Below are 20750 nucleotides of genomic sequence, written 5' to 3'. Positions count from 1 at the left end.
TCTGCACCGGTTGTCGTGCCTGCTTCCTCCCCCCACCACAGGAGTTCTTCCATGCCTCAGAACAGTCGATCCCTCGCGAGACGCGTCGGAATCCTCGCCGGTGGCCTCGTCGCCGCCCTCGCCCTCGCGTCGTGCGCCTCGACCGCGACCGGGTCCGACACGGCGGCCGCCGATGGCGACTTCTCCGGTCAGGAGCTCAACGCCCTGCTCATCACGTCTCACGAGGGCGCGGCGAACTGGCTCAAGGAGCGCTTCGAGAAGGAGACCGGCGCGACCGTCAACCTCCAGATCGTTCCCTACGACGAGATCGGCTCGACGCTCGCCCTCGACCAGCAGTCGGGCGCGAACGCCGTCGACGTGGCGGCGCCCTGGTACGTCTCGATCGGCGACCTCGCCGCGAGCGGTTCCATCCAGGACCTCACCGACTGGGTCGCCGAGACCCCGTCGCTCGACACCGACGACTTCATCCCCGCGATCAACGAGCCGTACACGGTCGTCGACGGCCGCACCTACGGACTGCCGTTCGACGGCGACACCCACGTGCTCTTCTACAACACCGAGATCCTCGAGCGGAACGGCATCACCGAGCCCCCCGCCACGTGGGACGAGTACCTCGAAGACGTGAAGATCATCACCGAGAACGAGGGCGCGAACGGCGTCTACGGCTCGGCCGTCTTCGGTCAGAAGTCGCCGCTCATCCTCGGTGCCGCCTTCGCCAACCGCCTCGCGGGCTTCGGCGGAGAGTTCGTCGACGCGTCGGGCAAGCCGACGATCAACTCGCCCGAGGCCGTCGAAGCCGCGCAAGCGCTCGTCGACGTCATCCCCTACGCCTTCCCGACCCCGGCCGAGACCGACTTCGGTGTCGGCAACGGCGCCTGGTACGACGGCAAGGTCGGCTTCATCGAGAACTGGACCGACCTCGGCGTCGGCTCGGAGACGAACCCCGACTCGACCGTCGCCGGCAAGTGGGGCGTCGTGACGCTTCCCGTCGGTGGCGAGCAGACCACGCCGCGCGCCTCACTCGTCGCGGGCTTCACGTGGGTGATCGCGGCCAACACCGAGAAGACCGACCTCGCGAAGGCCTTCATCGAGTTCGCGTCGTCGAGCGACGTCAACTCCGAGCTCCTCGTCGCCGACCCGCAGACCGGCATCGACCCGAACCGTGTGTCGTCGCTCGAGAGCGCGGCCTACGGCGAGACCTACCCCGAGCTGCAGCAGGTCAACCGTGCGACGCTCGACGGCGCACTCGCCTGGCCGACCGGTGAGAACGCCTCGCAGGCCGCCCAGATCCTGACCGACGAGCTCGCGAAGCTCATCGCCGGTGACGGCGGCACCGCCCAGGAGACGCTCGACCGCGTGCAGGCCGAGTGGGAGAAGATTCTTGGCTCTTAGCCGCACCGCGGCGCGCCCACCCCACCTCCTCGTCTCGAGGAGGGAGCGGTGGGCGCGCCGTTCTCTCGTGAGCCCGAGCGTGCTCGCGCTCCTCGTGCTGGGGGCGTATCCGCTCCTCTTCATCATCGCCGCGTCGGTCTCTGACTCGTCGCTCGGCAAGCCCTTCCGCGCGTGGACGGGAACCGAGAACTTCGAGACGGTGCTCGCCGACGGAGACGTCGTCGCGTCGCTCTGGCGCACCGTCGCCTACGCGCTCGCCGTGAGCCTCGCGAGCGTCGCGCTCGGTGTCGTCGCGGCCGTCGCCCTCGAGCGCGCGACGCGCGGCGGGTCGATCGTGAAGACGATCCTGCTGCTCCCGCTCATCATCCCGCCCGTCGTCGTGGGCACGCTCTGGAAGCTCATCTTCAACCCCGGCGGCGGACTGCTCTCGACGATCGTCGAGTTCTTCGGCGGCGACGGCGCGGCTCTCGCGCCGCTCTCGTCGACCGCGTGGGCACTGCCCGCGATCGCGCTGACGGATGTCTGGGAGTGGACGCCGCTCGTCATCCTGCTCGTCTACACGTCGCTGCTCGGCCAGGACGAGGCGACGCGCGAGGCCGCCGCCCTCGACGGTGCACACGGGTGGCGGCTCTTCCGTTCGATCACGCTCCCCGCGATCGCCGGTGCCGTCGCAGCCGCGTTCTTCATCCGGCTCGTCATCGCCTTCAAGGTCTTCGACCTCGTGTTCGTGATGACGTCGGGCGGGCCGGGTCAGGCCACGACGACGACGTCGTACCTGATCTACCAGGTCGCCCTCAAGGAGTTCGACGTCGGCCGTGCGTCGGCGATCACGCTCCTCCTCGCCGTCGTCGTCACCCTCGTGACCCTGCCGATCGTGGCACTGACCCGGAAGGTGCACCGCGATGCGTAGCCGCCGCGCCTCACGCTCGCCGATCGCCTCCGCGGTCGTCGGTCTCTTCCTCATCGGCACGCTCGTGCCGATCCTCTACCTGTTCTCGGTGTCGCTCATGGGCCGCGGTGAGACGGTCTCCGGCATCCTCTGGAGCCCCGATCCCTCGTGGTCGAACTGGGGCGATGTGCTCACCGCCTCGAACATCCCGGGCGGCGTCGCGCGCTCCCTCGCCGCGGCGATCGGCGGGGCACTGCTCTCGCTCGCCCTCGCGGTTCCGGGAGCCTGGGCCATCGTGCGGTTCCGCACCGGAGGCGCGACCCTCGGCGCGACGCTCATGAGCCCGTGGCTGCTGCCGCCCATCGTCGCCGTGGTGCCGCTGCTCACGCTCCTCCGCATCCTCGGCCTCAACAACACCCTCATCGGGTTGACGCTCGTGTACGCGCTCGTCAACATCCCCGTCGCGATCTGGCTGCTCGAGGGCTTCATCCGCGCGATCCCGGGCGAGATCGAAGAGGCCGCGACGATCGACGGAGCGGGCACGTTCCGCACGCTCGTGAGCATCGTCGTGCCGCTCGTGTTGCCCGCGCTCGTCGCCGTCGGCATCATCGTCGCGATCCTCAACTACAACGAGTTCCTGCTCGCGACGTTCCTCACCCAGAGCGTCGACGCGCAGACGTTCCCCGTCGCGCTCTCGATGTTCTACGGCGACCGCACGCCGCACTTCGGCAAGATCGCCGCCGCGTCGCTCATCGGCGTCATCCCCGTCTTCGCCGTCGCCGTGTTCCTGCAGCGCTGGCTCATCGGCGGCCTCACGACAGGGGCCGTGCGCGGCTGAGGGTTCGCACAGCGGCGCCGGGTGCGTCGCCGTCGCCTTTGTGGGCCGACGCCAACGGATGACGGTCGTCGCGCGCTCCTGCCTAGGCTCGACGCGTGCACATGTTCTTCCGTACGGCCCTGCATCTGATCCTCGCGCGCTTCGGCCGGCGGATCGGCCACTACGACGTCGCGCGGACGCGTTTCATCACGCTGCCGACCGACCAGGACATCCTCGGCCACATGAACAACGGCGTGTACCTGTCGATCATGGACGTCGCGCGCTTCGACATGCTCGTGCGGAACGGCGTCTGGCGCATCTTCCAGGAGCGCGGCTGGTACCCCGTCGTCGTGTCGGAGACGATCTCGTTCCGGAAGTCCCTCACGCTCTGGCAGCGGTTCACGATCGAGTCGCGCATCCTCGGCTTCGACGAGAAGTCGGTGTTCGTCGAGCAGCGCTTCGTGCGCCCGGGCAAGGACGGCCGCCCCGAGATCTACGCGCTCGGCGTCATCCGCGGTCGCTTCCTCAAGAAGTCGGGCGGTGTCGTGCCGATCGACGAGCTGATCGAGGCCGTCGGGGCGATGCCGCGCGAGCTGCCCGAGTGGATTCGCGGTTGGGCCGATGAGGTCGCGCTGCCGTCGACGCGCGGCGAGGCGCCGTCGATCTGGGACTGACGCTCAGCTCCGCGCGCGGCGCGGGATCACGACCTCGCGGATGATCATGAGGATGCCGGCCGAGATCGGGATCGCGACGAGGGCGCCGAGCAGACCGAGCAGCGTGCCTCCGGCGAGGGCCGAGATGAGCACGATCGTGCCCGGCACCTGGACGGCCTTGCCCATGACGCGCGGCGTCAGCACGTACGCCTCGAGCTGCATGTACGCGAGCATCACGACGAGCACGATGACGCCGGCCGTCGGCGAGACGAAGAACGACACGATCGTCATGAGCGTCGTGGTGAGCACGGTACCGATGAGCGGGATGAGCGTCACGAACAGCGCGATGACACCGAGGATGAGCGCGTAGGGCACACCGACGAGGGAGAGCAGGATCGTCGAGAACACCGCGTTGATGAACGCGAGCACGACCATGCCGCTCAGGTACTTGCCGACCGAGGCCATGATGCGTTCGGCGTAGTCGACGACCGTCGGGCGCTTCGACGCGGGGATGAGGAGGTAGCAGGCCTGCTTCGACTGGTCGAGCGTCGCGATGAAGTAGATGCTCAGCACGACGACGAAGAAGCTCGTCGAGACGCCGTCGATGACGGCCGCGCCGAACTGCAGGGCACCGCCGCCGACGGTCGCCCACACGTTCGGGTCGGAGAGGAATGCGCCGATGTTCTGCGCGACGGTCGCGGCGACGCCGTTCGACTGTTCGTTGACGGTCTCGAACCAGCCGGAGTCGCGGAGGTTCGTGATGAACGTGGGGATGTTGGCGACGAGCGAGACGGCCTGGCCGACGACGGGCGGCACGAGGATGAGCACGATGCCCGCGACGACGAGGATGAAGAGCACGATGACCGTGACGATCGCCCAGGCGCGCTTGAGGCCGCGGCGCTGGAACCAGCGGATGAGCGGGTCGAGCCCGAGGGCGACGAAGACGGCGATGAACACCGAGAGCAGCACGCTCTTGAGTCCGACCGCGGCGAGAGCGAGGAGCGCCGCCGAGAGCACGCCGAGGGTGACGACGAATCCCCAGCGATAGGGCCGCGAACTGATGCTGTTCGACGCCTCAGGCGCGGGGAAGCGGCGCAGGCGCCCTCTCGTATCCATGGGCGAAGTCTAGGGCTCAGGTGGGCGCTGGCGTCGGACGGAGTTCCGGTGCCGCTAGTGTGATCGCCATGAGCCAGAAGCGTGTGTCATCGGAAACCGAGCATCTCGGAATGTTCTCGCCCGGAGGATGGGGTGCCTTCGCCGGCATCATCGTCGCGGCCCTCATCGCCGTGCCCCTGTCGGCGTCGTTCGCGTTCGCGACGCACCCCGACACGCAGAACCTCTTCGCCGGTCGACTCGAGGAAGCGACGCGCGGCGGTTACATGGCGTTCTGGTGGGTCGTCACGCTCCTCCTCGCCGCGCTGCCGTTCGGCGTCGGATTCGGCATCGCGTCGATCCACAACAAGCGCGTGCTCACCGTCATCGGTGCCATCGCGATCCTGCTGATCATCGCCGTCGTGGTGCTCGGCCAGCTTTTCGTCTTCTAGTTCCCACCCGCGGGAGTGCCGTTCGCGCGGCGGAGTTCGCGTGCTGCGGCACTCGCGCGCGCGAACGGCACTCGTGCGCGAGGTATGGGGTGTGAGGGTCGCGAGGGTGCGGCGTCGCCGGCTAGAGAGACTCGAGCACGGCCATCGCGGCGTTGTGCCCGCCGATGCCGCTCACGGCACCGCCGCGCACGGCGCCCGAGCCGCACACGAGGATACGCGGGTGCGCCGTCGCGACGCCCCACCGCTCGGCGGGCGTCGTGAGCGGGGCGTCGTCGTCGACGAACGGCCACGACAGCGGCCCGTGGAAGATGTTGCCGCCGGGCATCGCGAGGGCGAGCTCGATGTCGCGCGTCGTCTTCGTCTCGATCGTCGGCGACCCTGCGGCGTCGGTCAGGAGAAGCGACTCGATCGGTTCGGCGAGTACGGCGTCGAGCGAGGCGATGACGGCGGCCTGCAGGGCGGCGCGCAACTCGTCGGGGTCGTGCGTGTCGAGAAGACGGTCGGGCGTGTGGAGTCCGAAGACCGTGAGGGTCTGCGCGCTCGTCTCGGCGAGCTCGGGCCCGAGGATCGACCGGTCGCTCAGCGTGTGGCAGTAGATCTCGAGCGGCAGCGGAGTGGGGATCGTGCCGGCGCTCGCCGCGGCGTGCGCGGCCGCGAGCTGCGAGTACGTCTCGTTGACGTGGAAGGTGCCGCCGAACGCCGCCGCAGGGTCGACCGACGTGTCGCGCAGCCTCGGCAGCCGCGAGAGCAGCAGGTTGACCTTCACCTGGGCGCCCTCGGGCTTCGGCTGCTCCGGTGCGCCGACGAGGCGATCGAGAACATGGGGGGCGACTCCGGAGAGGATGACGGTGCCGGTCGCCACACGATCGACCCCGCCCTGGCGGTAGGAGACGTTGCCGTCGGGGGAGACCGACGTCACCTCGGCGCCCGTCTCGAGGCGTGCACCGGCGAGCTTCGCGGCCCGGGCGAGCTCTCCGCTCACGGCGCCCATGCCGCCGACGGGCACGTCCCAGTCGCCCGTTCCGCCGCCGATCACGTGGTACAGGAAGCAGCGGTTCGCGTCGAGTGCGCCGTCGTTCGGGTCGGTGAACGTTCCGATCAGCGCGTCGGTCGCGACGACGCCGCGCACGAGGTCGTTCGAGAAGCGCGACTCGATGGCCTCGCCGATCGGCCGCTCGATGAACTCGTTCCAGATGCGGTCGTCGCCGACGAGACGCCGCGCCTCCGACCGTGTCGGCAGCGGCTCGGTGAGGGTCGGGAAGAGCGATTCGGCGAGACGTGCCGTGTCGTCACCGAACGCCGACCAGGCGCCGGCCTCGTCGGCGGCGTCGATGCGGGCGAAGGCGGCTCCGCCCGCGGCATCCCGCTCGATGAGGAGTCCGCGCGCGGGGTCTTCCGGGTCGGGCGTGTAGGAGGAGTGCGCGCGGCGCACGAGGTCGATGCGGAGCCCGAGGTCGTCGATGATGCGCTTCGGCAGCAGGCTCACGAGGTACGAGTAGCGCGAGAGCCGCGCGTCGACGCCGGCGAACGCCTCCGCCGAGATCGCCGCCCCGCCGACGTGATCGTCGCGCTCGAGCAGCAGCACGTCGCGTCCCGCGAGGGCCAGATAGGCGGCGGCGGTGAGGGCGTTGTGGCCGCCCCCGACGATGACGACGTCGTGGTGGGTCATGCGTTCGAGGGTAGCGGGCGCGTGTGACGCGAAACGGGGACTCCCCCCGGACGGGGCGGCTGTGGCACAGTGGAGCCGGTGTCCATCGGGGGACGCCAGGGGGAGAAACATGGTGTCTCGCGCATCCGTTGTCCGCCGCTTCGCGGCATTCGCACTCGTGCCCATCGCGCTCGCGGCATCCGTTCTCGTCACCGCGCCCGCCGCAGCCGCCCCGCCCGCCGACCCCGTGCCGTTCCCCACCGACCCCGGTCCGTCGACCGAAGCGACCATCGTCGACATGCTCTACACGAGCGCGCTCTTCGGCGGCGAGGTTCCGTCGGCGACCGCGACGACGCCCTACCCGTCGAGCGGACTGCAGAACCAGCGCGACGTGACGACGGCGCAGATCGTGCTCGATGCCCCCGAGCTCGGCCCGGGCGAACAGATGGTGACCTACTGCATCGACCTCGAGACCGACACGACGATCGGTGTGCACTACGAGCTCGGCGAGTGGAGCGAGGCGAACGTGCCGAACCTCCCGTACGTGCAGTGGATCCTCGACAACTACTACCCCGACAACCCCGCGCAGCCGTCGACGGGTTCGACCGCCGAGAAGGTACGGGCCGTGCAGGGCGCGATCTGGTACTTCACCGATCAGTTCGTCGTATCGCGCTTCTACCCCGCCGAGCGCACCGCCGTGCGCACGATCGTCGAAGCCGCGCAGGCCGCCGTGCAGAACCCGACGCCGACCCCGCCGCCTCTGCCGACCCTCACCGTCGAGCTCGATGCCGACGTGCCGCTCGTGCCCGGTGAGCTCTACGGCGCCTATGCGGTCGGCGGCAGCGTCACGTCGTCGACGATCGCCCTGAACCCCGGCACCGAGGCCTACGCCGACGAGGCGGGAACCCTCCCGGTCGCCGACGGCGACGCCGTGCCGAACGGCGCGCGGCTCTATCTGCGGTACGACCCGGGCGTCGCCGATCAGGGCTTCACCCTGACGGCGTTCGGCACCGTTCCCGCGGGCAACGTCTTCCTTTACGACGGCGGCAACCCGCCCCTCCAGACCGCGCAGAAGCTCATCCTCGCGAGTGACGCGCCCGTTCCCGTGCGGGCGTCGGCGGCGATCGTGCCGCCCGAGTCGGGCACGCTGCGCGTGAACGCGGTGCTCGCCGGCGACGCGGCCGGCGACCAGTCGCGCATCGATCTCGACGTCACGTGCGTCGACGGTACGTGGGAGCTGCAGCGCACCTTCTCGATCCCCGCGCGCACGCCGGCGGGCGAGTTCGTGCTCGCCGAGCTGCCGAACCTCGTCGTCGGCGCCGAGTGCACGATCGAGCAGACGGATGACGGTGCGAACGCCTACGCGACCCTGACGTCATCGACGATCGAGCCCGCATCGGTCGTCATCGCATCCGACGAGGTCGCCGAGATGACGCTCACCAACGTCTACGCGATCCCGACGCCGCCGACCGGTTCGCTCGCGGTCGACGTCACGATCGCCGGTGACGCCGCCGGCGCCCAGTCGGCGCTCGACCTCACCGCGTCGTGCACGATCGAGGGAGAGACGATCGCCCGCGACATCCCCGTCGCCGCAGGCCTCACGGGAACGACGACCGTCGCGACCGTCACCGACCTTCCCGTCGGTGCCGAGTGCGACGTCGTGCAGACGAACGACGGGCGGAACGCCGACGCGCTCATCACGGGGACGACGATCCTGCCGGCATCCGTGTCGATCGTCGACGCCGAGACGTCGACGATCACCGTGACGAACACCTACGCCGCGCCCGTACCCGTCGTCGGCACCCTGCAGGTCGACGTGACGATCGCCGGGACGCGCGCCGGAGCCCAGTCGGCCCTCGCGCTCACCGCGACGTGCGTCGTGGGCGAGGCCGTCGTCACGCGCGACATCACCGTGCCGGCAGCCGTCACGGGAACGAGCACAGTCGCGACGATCCCCGACCTCGTCCCCGGAACCGAGTGCTCGGTCACGCAGAGCGAGAACGGCGCGAACGCCACGACCGTCGTCACGTCGACGAGCATCGAGCCGCCGGTCGCGACGATCGCGGCCGGTCAGACGTCGACCATCGTCGTGACGAACACCTACGCGGCGCCGGCCCCGCGGCCGACACCGCCGCCGAGCCCGACGCCCGCGCCCACCCCCGGTGGTCTCGCCGGCACGGGCCCCGAGGTCGCCGGTGCGTGGGTGCTCGCCCTCGGGCTACTCGCACTGGGAGGCGCGGCTGTACTGCTCGAGGTGCGTCGCCGCCGCTCGGTCACGACGCGGCGGTGAGGCCCGGCGCGGCCTGAGCGGCGACCGCGAGAGCGGCACGGCAGGCGACGACGGCCGGCCGGCCGGCCGCAGCGCGCCGCGTCGACGTGAAGATCTCGCGGCGCGGTGAACCGGGCAGGTCGAGCACGCGCACGCTCGGCAGCTCGCCCGTCCACAGCAGGTCGGGCACGAGACCGACGGCGTTGCCCGATCGGATGAGTCGCACGTGGGCCGTGAGGTCGGCGGTCTCGAACTGCACATCGGGTTCGAAGCCCGCGGCCCGGCAGAGCTGAACGGCCCACTGGCGCGAGGCCGTTCCCACCGGCTCGAGCACCCAGGGCAGCTGCGCGGCATCGGCGAGGGACTGAACGGCATCGACCTCGGTGCGCACGCCGAGCGGCGGCAACGCGAGGCGCATCGCGTCGGTCGCGAGTCCGACCCGGTCGAGGTCGGGTCGGAGCTCTCGCACGTGACCCGGGTACTGCTCCGCGATCACGAGATCGAAGTCGCGCGCCGAGAGTTCGACGAGGCCTTCGTCGGGCTCGCGCTCGACCATCTCCACGCGGAGCGCGGGATGAGCGGCGCGCAGGTCGCTGAGGGCGCGCGGCAGGATCGCGTGCGCTGCCGACTGGAAGACGGCGACACGGATGACGCCGCTCACCGCGGTGAGTGTGCGAGCGACATCCGCTTCGGCCTGTTCGAGCAGATCGAGCACCGCCGTCGCGTGCTCGACGAGCACGTGCGCCTGCGGTGTGAGCTGCACGCGACGGCCGGTCTTCTCGAGCAGAGGCACCCCGGCCTCGCGCTCGAGGAGCGCGAGCTGTTGCGAGACGGATGACGGGCTGTAGGCGAGCGCATCGGCGACGGCCGCGAGGGTTCCGCGTCGGTCCAGTTCGACGAGAAGGCGCAAGCGGCGGACGTCGAGCATCGTGCGCCTCCGATCGTTCGGAAAAACTGATGGGTACACGTAAGAACCCATCGCTTTACGTGAACCTTAGCGCGAGCGACACTGGCCACGTGCCGCACGGTCCCGCGGCGAATCGACCGAGGGAAACTACGCTCGTGAGCATGCAGAACGTCGACACCGATCTCACCGGCGAATCCGTCGCGCTCGTGAAGCGGTGGCTCCAGGCGAGCGCCGAATTCCCGAGCGAAGTCAGCGCCGAGCGGCTGGCCGGTGTGCTGAAGGATCCGAACGGGCTCGCCTTCACCGTCGGGTTCGTCGACGGCGTCATGCGCCCCGAAGACCTGCACGTCGCCGGGCGCGCTCTCGCGCACGTCGCGCGTCGTACCCCGAAGTTCCTGCCGTGGTACCTGCGGGCCGCCATCCGTCTCGGAGGAGCGCTCGGCCCCGTCATCCCCTGGATCGTCGTGCCCATCGCGCGCCGCGTGCTGCGCGAGATGGTCGGCCACCTCGTGCTCGACGCGAGCCCCGCGAAGCTCGGCCCCGCGATCGCGCACCTGCGCGAAGGCGGCGACCGCCTGAACCTCAACCTGCTCGGCGAGGCCGTGCTCGGCGAGAAGGAAGCCGCACGACGCCTCGCCGGAACGCGCGCGTTCCTCGCTCGTGACGACGTCGACTACGTCTCGATCAAGGTCTCGAGCGTCGTCAGCCAGCTCTCGATGTGGGCGTTCGACGAGGCCGTCGAGCGCATCGCCGAGACCCTCACCCCGCTGTACGAACTCGCCGCCGCGAGCCCCACGCCGAAGTTCATCAACCTCGACATGGAGGAGTACCGCGACCTCGACCTGACGATCGCGGTCTTCCGGCGTCTGCTCGACCAGCCGAAACTGCAGAAGCTCGAGGCGGGCATCGTGCTGCAGGCGTACCTGCCCGACGCGCTCGGAGCGCTCAACGAGCTCACCGAGTGGGCGACCGCTCGCCGCGCGGCCGGCGGCTCCTCGATCAAGGTGCGACTCGTCAAGGGCGCGAACCTCGCCATGGAGCACGTCGACGCCGCGATCCACGGATGGCCCGTCGCGACGTACGGCACGAAGCAGGACAGCGACACCAACTACAAGCGCGTGCTGCACGCGGCCCTGCGCCCCGAGCGCATCGACGCCGTGACGATCGGCGTCGCCGGCCACAACCTCTTCGACGTCGCCTACGCGTGGCTGCTCGCGAAGCGGAACGGCGTCGAGAAGGGCATCGACTTCGAGATGCTGCTCGGCATGGCGACCGGTCAGGCCGAAGCCGTCAAGCGCGACGTCGGGCAGCTCCTCCTCTACACGCCCGTCGTGAATCCTGCCGAGTTCGACGTCGCGATCGCGTACCTCATCCGCCGCCTCGAAGAGAACGCGTCGAGCGAGAACTTCATGTCGGCCGTCTTCGAACTCGCCGACGACCGCGGGCTCTTCGAGCGCGAGAAGGCACGCTTCCTCTCATCGGTGCAGGCGCTCGACGAGACCGTGCCCAGCCCGAACCGCACGCAGAACCGACTCGACCCCGAGCAGCTCACGGCGGCACCCCGCGGTCTCGACGACCTCGCGCCCGGCGCCGACCCCGAGCTCACCGCTGCCGTGCTCGGCCTCACGCGCGGCTCGGCGGGCGTGCTGCGCCCCTCCTTCGTCAACGAGCCCGACACCGACCCCGCACTCCCCGCGAACCGCGAGTGGGGGCGGAACATCCTCGCCCGGGTCGCCGACTCGACGCTCGGCACCGACACGATCGACGCTGCGCGTATCGACTCGGCCGACAAGCTCGACTCGCTCGTGGCATCCGTCGCCGACCGCGGTCGGCAGTGGGGCGAGCTGCCCGGAGCCGAGCGCGCCGCCGTGCTGCACCGCGCGGGCCTCGCTCTCGCCGCCAACCGCGACCGCCTCATCGAGGTCATGGCCTCCGAGACGGGCAAGACGATCGGCGAGGCCGACCCCGAGGTGAGTGAGGCGATCGACTTCGCCCACTACTACGCCGAGCGCGCCCGCGAACTCGACCGCGTGCAAGGCGCCGTCTTCGTGCCCGCGGCACTGACCGTCGTCACGCCGCCGTGGAACTTCCCCGTCGCGATCCCGGCGGGCTCCGTGCTCTCGGCGCTCGCCGCGGGCTCGGGCGTCATCATCAAGCCCGCGCCGCAGGCCCGTCGCTCGGGTGCCGTCATGGTCGAGGCGCTCTGGGAGGCCGGCGTTCCGCGTGAACTGCTCGCCCTCGTCGACGTCGACGAGTCCGACCTCGGGAAGCGCCTCATCGCCCACCCGCGCGTCGACCGCGTCATCCTCACCGGCGCCTACGAGACGGCCAAGCTCTTCCGTTCGTTCCGGCCCGACCTGCCGCTCCTCGCCGAGACGAGCGGCAAGAACGCGATCATCGTCACGCCGTCGGCCGACCTCGACCTCGCCGCGGCGGATGTCGCACGAAGCGCCTTCGGTCACGCCGGGCAGAAGTGCTCGGCGGCCTCCCTCGTCATCCTCGTCGGTTCGGTCGCGCGCTCGAAGCGCTTCCTCGGGCAGCTCGCCGACGCGACGCGTTCGATGCGCGTCGGCTACCCCGAGGATGCCGCGAGCCAGGTGGGCCCCGTCATCGAACCGGCCTCAGGCAAGCTGCTCTCGGCGCTCACCGAACTCGGCATCGGCGAGAAGTGGCTCGTCGAACCGCGTCGCCTCGATGACACCGGGCGGCTGTGGTCGCCGGGCATCAAGACGGGCGTCGCGCCGGGCTCGTACTTCCACCTCACCGAGTTCTTCGGGCCCGTGCTCGGCATCATGCACGCGGCGACGCTCGAGGAGGCGATCCGGTTCCAGAACGCCGTCGACTACGGGCTCACCGCGGGGCTGCACTCGCTCGACTCCGATGAGCTCGACGAGTGGCTCGGCACGGTGCAGGCCGGAAACCTCTACGTCAACCGCGGCATCACGGGCGCCATCGTCGAGCGTCAGCCCTTCGGCGGCTGGAAGCGGTCGTCGGTCGGCGCGGGCGCCAAGGCCGGCGGCCCCAACTACCTCTTCGGCCTCGGCTCGTGGGTGCCCGAGTCGGGTCGCTCGTCGTCGACGCTGCACCTGCGCGGGCTCGACCGCCGCGTCTCCGAGCTCATCGAGTTCGCCCAGCCCGCGCTCGGGTACGAGGAGTTCGACACGCTGCGCCGGGCCGCCCTCTCGGACGCCCTCGCGTGGCGCGAGGAGTTCGGTCAGGTGAAGGATGCCGCGGGCCTCGGAGTCGAGCGGAACCTCTTCCGTTACCGGCCGGCCGAGCTGACGCTGCGCTTCAGCGACGACGCGACGCTCGTCGATGCGCTGCGCCTCATCGCGGCGGGGCTGCTGTCGCGCGCCGACTTCTCGGTGTCGACGGCGATCGAGCTGCCGCGCGGCGTTCAGACCGTGCTCGACGCGCGCGAGGTGCCGATCCGCCGCGAGAGCGACGCCCAGTGGCTCTCGCGCGCGGCCCGTGGAGCGCTCGACGCGACGCGCGTGCGCCTCGTCGGCGGTTCGGAACGCGCCCTGTACGACGCCCTCGGCGGCTCGCCGGATGTCGCCGTCTGGTCGCACCCCGTGACCGCGTCGGGCCGCGTCGAGATGCTCCCGTTCGTGCGCGAGCAGGCGATCTCGATCACGAACCACCGCTTCGGTAACCCGACGGATCTCTCCGACGACGTCATCTGACGCGCGGGGCGGGCGCGCGTCATCCGCTCGCCGCGCTCCGACCCCCCCCTCGTCTCGGCGTCACGACACGCTGGTTCTGCGCCGCATAGCCAGCGTGTCGTGACGCCGAGACGGGTGTAGGGGTGAGGGGTGCGGGCCGCGCGGGTCAGGCGGTCAGCGAGAGGGCGAGCACGGCGGCGACGACCGTCAGCGGGGCGGCGACGAGGCCGAGCAGCATGAACTTCACCCACGAGATCTCGACGCCCATCGCGACGAGGCGTTCGTGCCAGAGCAGCGTCGCGAGCGAGCCCCACGGTGTGATGATGGCGCCGGCATTGACTCCGATGAGCAGCGCGACGAGTCGCACGGGGTCGCCCGCGAACGGCTCGAGCGCGAGGTAGGCGGGCAGGTTGTTGATGAGGTTCGCGCTCGTCGCCCCGGCTCCCGCAAGCTGCAGCAGGTCGAGCGGTGAGCGCCCCGTGCCCGCGACGGCCGCGAGCACATCGGTCGCCCCGATGGAGTGCGCGGCCTCCATCACGAGGAAGAGGCCGCCCGCGAAGACGACGAGCTGCCACGGCACGAGCCGGAACTCGAGCACCGAGCGCTTCCGCACGGCGAACACTCCGATGAGGATGACGGCGGCGATGCTCGCCGGGATCCAGACCTCGACCCCGCTGACGAATGCCGGGATGAGCAACGCGACGACGATCGCCGAGATCAGGAACAGGGTGCGGTCGGCCACGGGCGTCGCATGCTCCGGCGTGTATCGCGCGACGATCTGACGGGGACGCGTCGCGAAGATCACCGCCGCCGGCACGACGACCGCGACGAGTGCGGGCGCCCACGTGATCGCCGCAAACGCGAGCGGGGTCATGCCGCCGAGTTCGTGCGCCGCGAGCAGGTTGGTGAGGTTCGACACGGGCAGGAGCAACGACCCCGTGTTCGCGAGCCACACGGTCGTCAGGGCGAGGGGGATCGGCGAGATGCGCGCGTGCTGGGCGAGAGCGATGACGATGGGCGTGAGGAGCACCGCCGTCGTGTCGAGCGAGAGGAACACCGTCGAGAGCGTCGCGAGCACCACGACGAGTACCCACAGCAGCCAGCCTCGCCCGCGCGCGACATCCGCCAGCCATTCGGCGAGGGCGCGGAACACGCCCGCCTCGGCCGCCAACTCGGCGACGATCGTGATCGCGACGACGAAGACGAGGATCGGCACGACGCGCTCGGCGAGCTCGCCGACCGCGGGAAGGGGAAGGGCGCCCGTCGCGATCGCGACGAGCCCGACCAGGAAGAGGACGCCGCCGATGAGGGCGATGCGCACGAGGAGACTGTAGTCCTCGAAGGGCTAGTGGGCGCGCATCGCCGCTTCGACGATCGCGAGAGCCTCATCGGCGTCGACCCCGAGGCGGGCTGCCGTGGCCGCGTAGTCGGTCGCGGCGCGCTGCAGGGTCTGGTGCGCGGCATCGCCCGTCTCGGCGATGACCGTGCCGTTCCGGCCGCGCGTGACGACGACGCCGTCGGCCTCGAGTTCGCGGTAGGCGCGCGCGACCGTGTTGGCTGCGAGGCCGAGATCCTCGGCGAGACGACGCACCGGCGGCAGCTTCGCACCCGGGGCGAGTGTGCCCTCGCGCACCGCGGCGATGACCGCCGACCGCAGCTGTTCGAACGGCGGTTTCGGCGACGAGGGGTCGATCTCAATGATCACGAGCGCGCGTGCTCCTCGACCGACTGCGTGCGGAACGACGCGTCGACGCGTGTGGCCTGTTCGGGCCAGAGACGCTTCAGGTAGTAGAGCTCGGGGCTGTTCGCGGCGGCGATGATCGCGAGCGTCAGCACGATTCCGGGGAAGACCAGGAACGCGACCATCACCACGACGATGCCGGCGGGCTCGAGCAGCGAGCTGAGCTGTGAGGCGACGAAGAGGCCGACGAGCATCGCGAGCACGGTCGGCAGGTTGACGAGGCCGCGGATCGTCGAGGAACGCAGGGCATCGTCCCACTGCAGCGCGTGCTCGGTCGACGCCCGACGCGGGTTCGACACGATGAGGCGCACCACGCTCTCGACGACGACGAACAGCGCGGCGAGCGTGATCGCGGCGCTCGCCGCCGACCAGATGCCGGTCGCGCGATCGGCGACGTCGGGCAGGGCGACCAGGAGCACGACGAGGGTGACGGATGCCACCAGGGCGAGCCCCGCGGTGATGCGCATCGACACGAGTTCGATCGGCGGAACGTAGTCGGTGAGCGACGGGCTGTCGAGGCGCGCGACGCGCGGGCCGGCCGCGTGCCGCTCGCGCACGGCGCTCAGGGTGCTCGAGGTCGCCGAAGCGACGACGATCGAGAGGTAGAGCACGGCGATGAGCGGGAGCGTCCAGTACGGAGCGGCGAAGAGGTCGGGCACCAGGAGGCAGATGAGGGCGATGGCGGCCACGCCGAGTGCGCCGATCCCGGCGGTCCAGCGTGCTCGCGTGATGATGGCCCGGCGCAGCGTCGCATCGATGCTCTGCTGTTCGGCGTCGCTCGCGTCATCCGCCCCGCTGATGCGGTCGAGGCCGTGCATCCGGGCGAAGCGCTGCATGCCCCGCTCGCCGGCGGATCGCACGAGCGCGATGACCAACACCGCCACGACGGCTGCTGCCACCACCACCGAGATGGTCGTCAGGATCGGTTCGTTCATGTCATCCCCTTCCGATCGATGTACCGATTGTATCAGTACAAAGTGGGGATGCGGTCTCGAGTGTCGCTGTTGGTGTCGAGAATCGCCGCTCTACCGGCGATTCTCGACACGAACGGCGATTCTCGGCGGTGGGGGATGTCTCGGGTGTGGGTCAGTCGTGCTCGCGGTGCACGAGGCGCGAGAGCACGATCGCGCTGCGGGTGTGATCGACGTTCGGCGCGATGCGCACGCGCTCGAGGGCGTCTTCGAGGCTCGCGATGTCGCGCGCCCGCATGTGCACGATTGCGTCGGCCGAGCCCGTCACGGTGCCGGCGTAGATGACCTCGGGCACGCCCTGGAGGATGCGCTGCAGTTCGTCGGGGGCGACCGTTCCGCGGCAGAAGAGCTCGACGTACGCCTCGGTACTCATGCCGTCGACCGTGGGGTCGACCTGGATCGTGAACGAACGGATGACGCCGTCGGCGACCAAGCGGTCGACCCGACGTTTCACGGCCGATGCCGAGAGGCCGACCGACGACCCGATGTCGCCGTATCCGGCGCGGGCATTCTGCCGAAGGAGATCGAGAATCGACCGATCGAGGTTGTCCATTCCGGGATTGTAGGCCGATTCGTTGCGCACCGGGCCCCTCGGGCGCACGAATCGTGCGAAGCGTTGCGGCTCTGTTATCTCTGAGATCGGCTCGAGTGGGAATGCGATGGAGACGGTGCCCGTTGTCGTTGTCATGCCTCTTCTCGATACTCCGGTGCGCCTCGGCGTCCAGATCCAGCCGCAGCACGCCAACTACACCCAGATCCGCGACGCAGTGCTGCGCGCGGAAGACCTCGGCGTCGACATCGCCTTCAACTGGGACCACTTCTACCCCCTCTACGGCGACCCCGAGGGCGAGCACTTCGAGTCGTGGACCCTCCTCGCCGCGTGGGCCGAGCAGACCGAGCGCATCGAGTTCGGTGCCCTCGTGAACTGCAACAGCTACCGCAACGCCGACCTCCAGGCCGACATGGCCCGCACGATCGACCACATCAGCGCCAAGGGCGGCGAGGGCCGCTTCATCTTCGGAACCGGTTCGGGCTGGTTCGAGCGCGACTACGAGGAGTACGGCTACGAGTTCGGCACCGCCGGCTCGCGCCTCAACGACCTCGCCGACGCGATGCCGCGCATCGAGGCCCGCTGGGCGAAGCTCAACCCCGCTCCCACGCGGCACATTCCCGTGCTCATCGGCGGCGGCGGCGAGAGGAAGACGCTCAAGATCGTCGCGCGTCACGCCGACATCTGGCACAGCTTCACGCCCGTCGAGAACCTCGCCCACAAGCTCGGGGTCATCGAGAAGTGGGCCGACGAGGTCGGTCGCGACACGTCGAACCTCATCATCTCGAACGAGCTCGGCAAGAAGGAGACCGCCGAGGCCGACGCCCTCTTCGACGGCGGCGTGCGTCTCTTCACGATCGGCGTCGGCGGCCCCGACTACGACTTCACCGAGCTCGAGCGCTGGATCGCCTGGCGCGACGCCAAGAACAGCTGAGCTCACGCTCGCTCCCGCTGAGGGGTCAGTAACTCCGGCTTTCGGGCCTGTATTCATGGAGTTTCTGACCCCTCAGCGTTTGTGTTCGGGGAGTGAGGTGAGGGGGTGGGATGACGCGTGTGGGGCGCTCAGCGTGGCGATTCGTTGCATGTGAATGAGTGTTTGCGCTCGAATCGTGCGCACGGTCGCGGGAAGCAGCGCGACGCGTGTGTGACACTGGAGGTGGCGTCTCGAGACCGTGTCAGCACGGGATCGGGCTCACGGGGTTCGATCCCGACGGGCGACCTGGTCCGCCGACCGACATCTGCACATCGGCAACGGATTCGGCTCGATCGCCGCGCGCGCTCCACCGTCATCCGTCGCCTCTCTCGGAGGACACCGTCATGACGCTCATCGACCCGCACACCCTTCCCGCTCGGCCCACACGCACCGCGACGACACGTTCGGTGCTCATGTGCCGGCCCGAGCACTTCACCGTCGTCTACCGGATCAACCCGTGGATGGACCCGGCGCTGCCGACCGACACGAGCCTCGCCGTGCGCCAGTGGCAGACGCTCTACGACGCGTACATCGCGCTCGGCTACGACGTGCAGCTCATCGACCCGGTCGAGGGCCTGCCCGACATGGTCTACGCCGCGAACGGCGGGTTCGTCATCGACGGCATCGCCTACGGCGCGAGCTTCACCTACCCCGAGCGTCAGCCCGAGGGCCCCGCGTACATGGACTGGTTCCGAAGCGCCGGTTTCGACGTGCGCGTGCCCGTCGAGATCAACGAGGGCGAAGGCGACTTCCTGCTCGTCGGCGACACGATCCTCGCGGGCACGGGCTTCCGCAGCGACTCGCGCTCGCACCAGGAGATCGCCGGCATCTTCGGCCGCGAGGTCGTCACCCTGAACCTCGTGAACCCGAGCTTCTACCACCTCGACACCGCGGTCGCCGTGCTCGACGGAACCCCCGGTCAGGAGCACATCGCCTACCTGCCGAGCGCGTTCGACGAGCCCTCGCTCGCGATCCTGCGCGAGCGTTACCCCGACGCGATCATCGTGACCGAGACGGATGCCGCCGTGCTCGGACTCAACTCGTTCAGCGACGGGTACAACATCGTCATCGCCTCGCGCGCCGTCGACTTCGAACGGCAACTCCGCGAACACGGGTACAACCCGATCGGGGTCGACCTCTCCGAGCTGCTGCTCGGCGGCGGCGGAGTGAAGTGCTGCACGCTGGAGCTCCGCCGATGAGCGCGCAGACGACCGGGGCTCTCACGGCGGGCTCGCTCACGGCGGGCTCGCTCACGGCGGGCTCGATCACGACCGAGGCGATCGAGCTCGAAGAGGCGCACACCGCCCACAACTACCACCCGCTTCCGATCGTCGTCGCGACGGGTGCGGGCGCGTGGGTGACGGATGTCGAAGGGCGACGCTACCTCGATTGCCTCGCCGCCTACTCGGCGGTGAACTTCGGACACGGTCATCCCGCCCTCATCGAAGCCGCGCGCTCCCAGCTCGAGCGCATCACGCTCACGAGCCGCGCGTTCCACAACGACCGTCTCGGTCAGTTCGTCACCGAGCTCGCCGAGCTGTGCGGCAAAGACATGGTGCTGCCGATGAACACGGGCGCCGAGGCCGTCGAGTCGGGCATCAAGGTCGCCCGCGCGTGGGGGTACCGCGTGAAGGGCGTCGCACCCGATGCGGCGAACATCGTCGTCATGGCCGGCAACTTCCACGGCCGCACGATCTCGATCGTGTCGTTCAGCGACGACCCCGACGCGCGCGACGGCTTCGGGCCGTTCACGCCGGGGTTCCGCACGGTTCCCTACGGCGATGCCGCGGCCGTCGCCGACGCGATCGACGAGAACACCGTCGCCGTGCTCGTCGAGCCGATCCAGGGCGAGGCCGGCATCATCGTGCCGCCCGCGTCGTTCCTGCCCGACGTGCGCGCGCTCTGCACCGAGAAGAACGTGCTGCTCATCGCCGACGAGATCCAGTCGGGGCTCGGCCGGGTCGGCGCGACGTTCGCGTGCGACCTCGTCGACGTCGTGCCCGACCTCTACCTGCTCGGCAAGGCGCTCGGCGGGGGAGTCGTGCCCGTGTCGGCCGTCGTCGGCAACCACGACGTGCTCGGCGTGCTCACTCCCGGGCAGCACGGATCGACGTTCGGCGGAAACCCGCTCGCCGCGGCCGTCGGCCTCGAGGTCGTGCGTCTGCTCGCGACGGGGGAGTACCAGGAGCGCGGGCGCGTGCTCGGAGATCACCTCCGCGGACGGCTCGACTCCCTCATCGGCCGCGGTGTCGTCGCCGTGCGCGGTGCCGGCCTCTGGGCGGGCATCGACATCGACCCCGAGCTCGCGACCGGCCGCGAGGTGTGCGAACGCCTCATGCAGCGCGGCGTGCTCGCGAAGGACACGCACGGTTCGACGATCCGACTCGCACCGCCCCTCGTCGTGTCGGAGGCCGACCTCGACGGCGCCGTCGACGCGCTTGAGAACGTGCTCGCCGACCTCGCGGGTTAGCTCCGCCCGCGTCATCCGGCCGCTCGTCGGGTCGACCCCGTGCACCGATGCTGCGGATCGGGGCGACACGCCGCCGCGAAGCGGGCGACACGCGGGGAAGCGTTCGATCGGCAGCATCCGTGATCGGCTCTCGCCTCACCCCCCCCTGTCTTTCTCGTGCAGCTCGCCCGCGGCATCCCCTCATCCCTTTCCTCACTGCTTCTCCCTCCCGGTTGCTCCCGCGGCGGATAGGGAGAATCGGTGGGGCGCGCCGGGTGGGGG

The 20750-nt window shown here is 70.0% G+C and carries 17 protein-coding genes; 10 read left to right on the top strand and 7 right to left on the bottom strand.

Translation table 11 applies throughout. The features are described 5' to 3' along the window. Positions 1 to 51 precede the first annotated feature (51 nt). From BJ972_RS10830 to BJ972_RS10815, 4 genes are all read left to right on the top strand, one after another. Positions 52 to 1392: an ABC transporter substrate-binding protein gene (locus tag BJ972_RS10830; protein ID WP_129172433.1), complete on the top strand. Its 1341-nt coding sequence runs from the start codon at positions 52 to 54 to the stop codon at positions 1390 to 1392. After that, a complete protein-coding gene (locus BJ972_RS10825; protein ID WP_129172434.1) occupies positions 1382 to 2302 on the top strand; it encodes a carbohydrate ABC transporter permease in 921 nt (306 codons plus the stop codon). Before BJ972_RS10830 ends, BJ972_RS10825 begins: the two co-directional genes overlap by 11 nt. Continuing rightward, a complete protein-coding gene (locus tag BJ972_RS10820) occupies positions 2295 to 3119 on the top strand; it encodes a carbohydrate ABC transporter permease (protein WP_129172435.1) in 825 nt (274 codons plus the stop codon). The genes BJ972_RS10825 and BJ972_RS10820 overlap by 8 nt, the downstream gene beginning before the upstream one ends. Positions 3120 to 3214: 95 nt before the next feature. After that, complete coding sequence (locus tag BJ972_RS10815) at positions 3215 to 3772, top strand: acyl-CoA thioesterase (RefSeq protein ID WP_241830698.1); 558 nt, start codon at positions 3215 to 3217, stop codon at positions 3770 to 3772. Between the two features lie 3 nt (positions 3773 to 3775). On the opposite strand, the gene BJ972_RS10810 is transcribed toward BJ972_RS10815, so the two are convergent. Continuing rightward, positions 3776 to 4867 carry an AI-2E family transporter gene (locus BJ972_RS10810; RefSeq protein WP_129172436.1) on the bottom strand — a complete coding sequence of 364 codons (1092 nt, stop codon included), beginning with the start codon at positions 4865 to 4867 and terminating at the stop codon, positions 3776 to 3778. Positions 4868 to 4935: 68 nt separating this feature from the next. Here BJ972_RS10810 and BJ972_RS10805 point away from each other — a divergent pair, with 68 nt between their 5' ends. Next, positions 4936 to 5295 (top strand): hypothetical protein, encoded by a 360-nt coding sequence (locus BJ972_RS10805; protein ID WP_129172437.1) that lies wholly within the window; start codon positions 4936 to 4938, stop codon positions 5293 to 5295. Positions 5296 to 5416: 121 nt separating this feature from the next. Here the strand turns inward: BJ972_RS10805 and BJ972_RS10800 are convergent, their stop codons facing one another. After that, a complete protein-coding gene (locus BJ972_RS10800; protein WP_129172438.1) occupies positions 5417 to 6964 on the bottom strand; it encodes a phytoene desaturase family protein in 1548 nt (515 codons plus the stop codon). A 109-nt stretch (positions 6965 to 7073) separates the two neighbouring features. Between BJ972_RS10800 and BJ972_RS10795 the strand changes: the two genes are divergently transcribed. Further along, the gene (locus BJ972_RS10795; RefSeq protein WP_179419946.1) at positions 7074 to 9233 is read left to right on the top strand and encodes a thioester domain-containing protein; all 2160 of its coding nucleotides are present in this window, start codon (positions 7074 to 7076) and stop codon (positions 9231 to 9233) included. Here BJ972_RS10795 and BJ972_RS10790 read toward each other — a convergent pair. Further along, the gene (locus BJ972_RS10790) at positions 9217 to 10140 is read right to left on the bottom strand and encodes a LysR family transcriptional regulator (RefSeq protein WP_129172440.1); all 924 of its coding nucleotides are present in this window, start codon (positions 10138 to 10140) and stop codon (positions 9217 to 9219) included. The two genes, BJ972_RS10795 and BJ972_RS10790, sit on opposite strands and share 17 nt — an antisense overlap. Positions 10141 to 10280: 140 nt before the next feature. Here BJ972_RS10790 and BJ972_RS10785 point away from each other — a divergent pair, with 140 nt between their 5' ends. After that, positions 10281 to 13805 carry a proline dehydrogenase family protein gene (locus BJ972_RS10785; RefSeq protein WP_129172657.1) on the top strand — a complete coding sequence of 1175 codons (3525 nt, stop codon included), beginning with the start codon at positions 10281 to 10283 and terminating at the stop codon, positions 13803 to 13805. Between the two features lie 145 nt (positions 13806 to 13950). Here BJ972_RS10785 and BJ972_RS10780 read toward each other — a convergent pair whose 3' ends face one another. From BJ972_RS10780 to BJ972_RS10765, 4 genes are all read right to left on the bottom strand, one after another. Then, positions 13951 to 15105 carry an SLC13 family permease gene (locus BJ972_RS10780; RefSeq protein WP_129172441.1) on the bottom strand — a complete coding sequence of 385 codons (1155 nt, stop codon included), beginning with the start codon at positions 15103 to 15105 and terminating at the stop codon, positions 13951 to 13953. 24 nt (positions 15106 to 15129) lie between these two features. Further along, a complete protein-coding gene (locus BJ972_RS10775) occupies positions 15130 to 15489 on the bottom strand; it encodes a GntR family transcriptional regulator (RefSeq protein WP_308790471.1) in 360 nt (119 codons plus the stop codon). Continuing rightward, positions 15486 to 16460 (bottom strand): hypothetical protein, encoded by a 975-nt coding sequence (locus BJ972_RS10770; protein WP_129172442.1) that lies wholly within the window; start codon positions 16458 to 16460, stop codon positions 15486 to 15488. The genes BJ972_RS10775 and BJ972_RS10770 overlap by 4 nt, the downstream gene beginning before the upstream one ends. A 151-nt stretch (positions 16461 to 16611) precedes the next feature. Beyond that, entirely contained in the window at positions 16612 to 17049 is a 438-nt protein-coding gene (locus tag BJ972_RS10765) for an Lrp/AsnC family transcriptional regulator (protein WP_129172443.1), read from the bottom strand. Between the two features lie 133 nt (positions 17050 to 17182). Here BJ972_RS10765 and BJ972_RS10760 point away from each other — a divergent pair, with 133 nt between their 5' ends. The 3 genes from BJ972_RS10760 (at position 17183) to rocD (ending at position 20489) form a co-directional block, all read left to right on the top strand. Further along, positions 17183 to 17980, top strand: a complete 798-nt coding sequence (locus BJ972_RS10760) for an LLM class F420-dependent oxidoreductase (RefSeq protein ID WP_129172444.1) — start codon at positions 17183 to 17185, stop codon at positions 17978 to 17980. A 383-nt stretch (positions 17981 to 18363) separates the two neighbouring features. Next, on the top strand, positions 18364 to 19218 hold the full coding sequence (gene ddaH, locus BJ972_RS10755; RefSeq protein ID WP_129172445.1) for a dimethylargininase: 855 nt from the start codon (positions 18364 to 18366) through the stop codon (positions 19216 to 19218). Then, entirely contained in the window at positions 19215 to 20489 is a 1275-nt protein-coding gene (gene rocD, locus BJ972_RS10750) for an ornithine--oxo-acid transaminase (RefSeq protein WP_129172446.1), read from the top strand. Before ddaH ends, rocD begins: the two co-directional genes overlap by 4 nt. Positions 20490 to 20750 lie beyond the last annotated feature (261 nt).

The organism is Agromyces atrinae (assembly GCF_013407835.1).
Taxonomy (GTDB): domain Bacteria; phylum Actinomycetota; class Actinomycetes; order Actinomycetales; family Microbacteriaceae; genus Agromyces; species Agromyces atrinae.
The sequence above is the reverse complement of the archived record's forward strand: the minus strand, read 5'-3'. Positions and strand labels throughout refer to the sequence as shown.

What these genes read in the sequence shown, in the direction of transcription:
- BJ972_RS10830 (WP_129172433.1), top strand. Translation starts at nt 52, where the DNA reads ATGCCTCAGAACAGTCGATCCCTCGCGAGACGCGTCGGAATCCTCGCC.
- BJ972_RS10820 (WP_129172435.1), top strand. Translation starts at nt 2,295, where the DNA reads ATGCGTAGCCGCCGCGCCTCACGCTCGCCGATCGCCTCCGCGGTCGTC.
- BJ972_RS10810 (WP_129172436.1), bottom strand. Translation starts at nt 4,867, where the DNA reads ATGGATACGAGAGGGCGCCTGCGCCGCTTCCCCGCGCCTGAGGCGTCG.
- BJ972_RS10805 (WP_129172437.1), top strand. Translation starts at nt 4,936, where the DNA reads ATGAGCCAGAAGCGTGTGTCATCGGAAACCGAGCATCTCGGAATGTTC.
- BJ972_RS10800 (WP_129172438.1), bottom strand. Translation starts at nt 6,964, where the DNA reads ATGACCCACCACGACGTCGTCATCGTCGGGGGCGGCCACAACGCCCTC.
- BJ972_RS10795 (WP_179419946.1), top strand. Translation starts at nt 7,074, where the DNA reads ATGGTGTCTCGCGCATCCGTTGTCCGCCGCTTCGCGGCATTCGCACTC.
- BJ972_RS10790 (WP_129172440.1), bottom strand. Translation starts at nt 10,140, where the DNA reads ATGCTCGACGTCCGCCGCTTGCGCCTTCTCGTCGAACTGGACCGACGC.
- BJ972_RS10785 (WP_129172657.1), top strand. Translation starts at nt 10,281, where the DNA reads ATGCAGAACGTCGACACCGATCTCACCGGCGAATCCGTCGCGCTCGTG.
- BJ972_RS10770 (WP_129172442.1), bottom strand. Translation starts at nt 16,460, where the DNA reads ATGAACGAACCGATCCTGACGACCATCTCGGTGGTGGTGGCAGCAGCC.
- BJ972_RS10765 (WP_129172443.1), bottom strand. Translation starts at nt 17,049, where the DNA reads ATGGACAACCTCGATCGGTCGATTCTCGATCTCCTTCGGCAGAATGCC.
- BJ972_RS10760 (WP_129172444.1), top strand. Translation starts at nt 17,183, where the DNA reads ATGCCTCTTCTCGATACTCCGGTGCGCCTCGGCGTCCAGATCCAGCCG.
- ddaH (WP_129172445.1), top strand. Translation starts at nt 18,364, where the DNA reads ATGACGCTCATCGACCCGCACACCCTTCCCGCTCGGCCCACACGCACC.
- rocD (WP_129172446.1), top strand. Translation starts at nt 19,215, where the DNA reads ATGAGCGCGCAGACGACCGGGGCTCTCACGGCGGGCTCGCTCACGGCG.